The 1,467-nt window shown below is 45.7% G+C and carries 2 protein-coding genes; both read right to left on the bottom strand.

Features of this window, described 5'->3' with window-relative positions:
* Positions 1 to 431: iron chelate uptake ABC transporter family permease subunit (locus AB4653_RS19690; RefSeq protein ID WP_372105088.1), on the bottom strand; the 431-nt coding region annotated here is incomplete at its 3' end.
* Positions 428 to 1,405 carry a Fe(3+) dicitrate ABC transporter substrate-binding protein FecB gene (locus AB4653_RS19685; RefSeq protein ID WP_102257567.1) on the bottom strand — a complete coding sequence of 326 codons (978 nt, stop codon included), beginning with the start codon at positions 1,403 to 1,405 and terminating at the stop codon, positions 428 to 430. The genes AB4653_RS19685 and AB4653_RS19690, both read right to left, overlap by 4 nt.
* Positions 1,406 to 1,467: the final 62 nt, after the last annotated feature.

Here is a 1,467-nt window from a genome sequence, read left to right as displayed (position 1 = left end):
GCATTAAGGATCGGGTTTAAATCACTCACCACAGGTATGCCTATCGCAGCTAAAGCCATAAAACAGGCTGCGCCAGCGTTAATACCTAGAATTGATGGAGACGCAAGTGGGTTACGTGTTAATCCCTGCATCAACAGTCCGGCGACGGCTAAGCTTGCACCAATCAATAACCCAGCGTGAGCCCTTGGAGCTCTAAGTGTCGCCAATATTTGATGAGTCATATTGCTCTCATCAAACGCAAACCAATAGTGAACTAAGTCACTCAATGTTAGGGAGAAATTAGACCAACCTAGCATAGAGGCCAAGTAACCAGACATCGTCAAACACGACACTAAAGCCGTAAATAACGTGACTCGCCACGACACTAATACCGTAAGCCACGACACTATAAGCGAACGTCGCTTACCTCTAGAGAGCAACATCGAACTCATGAACGATCCAAGATCTGCTCTAGATTTTTCGCCATTTGTTCCGCGGCCAACATGCCTCGATTCAATGACCATAGTGCTGGTGACACTTCTACCACTTGTTGATTCTTCGCGGATGTTAATACATTAAACAGTGGGTTTTTCTGCCAATCATCAACGATATTTGGATCTGAGTAAGCACCAAGGAGCAACCAATCAGGATTTGTTTTCAACAACAACTCAAAGCTGGTTGGCAAGTACGCCTTGTCTGTCGGTTCCACTATTGGGCTAGCAATACCTAATGTGGTGAGTACACCTCCGGCATACGAAGCAGGGCTATGTAGCCACATTCCTTTTTCCGACACAACTGCAAATTGGACTGTTTGTTTAAGCGAGAAATGACTTTTAAATTCCACCATGGCTTGTTGATGTTGGTGAATTCTTTGTTCCATTGCCGATTGCTTATCGAGGGCGATACCGACCTTAAGCGCAGATTCCAAGTTCTCTTGATAAGTCTCTCCACGGCTTTTGAGCAGCAGAGTTGGTGCGATTCGCTGTAGATCTTGATAAACCGTACGATGACGCTCTGCATCGGCAATGATCAGGTCGGGCTTTAATACCGCAATAGCTTCTAGACTAGGCTGCGAACGCATCCCAACCGATTCCCATGGTTGCACTAATTCACGCACCGCCGGAATCACTCGCGAAGCATCATTGTCATCGGCAACACCAACCGGAGACACGCCTACCGCAGCTAACGCATCGACAAATGAGAACTCCAACACCACAACGCGTTGCGGGGTAGTCGCTATCTCAAACTGACCTTGCTCGTCTTGAATAATCCTCGTTTTTGCTGTACTGGAGAATGAGAACAAGCTTAAAGCCAACAAAGCTAAGGTTATCGCTATCTTGCTGAATAAAAAATGCCTTTTGAATGACAGCAGTCCGTTCGGCAGCAGCCATTGATTCGAAAATAAAAGTCGAGAGCTGTTTTCCATATTTACTTTTCCTTAAACACTAGAACCGTGAAAGTCGCCAATAATATTGGCGACTTATATTC

The organism is Vibrio sp. 10N.222.48.A3 (genome assembly GCF_041475345.1).
GTDB classification, from domain to species: domain Bacteria; phylum Pseudomonadota; class Gammaproteobacteria; order Enterobacterales; family Vibrionaceae; genus Vibrio; species Vibrio tasmaniensis_A.
The sequence above is the reverse complement of the archived record's forward strand: the minus strand, read 5'-3'. Positions and strand labels throughout refer to the sequence as shown.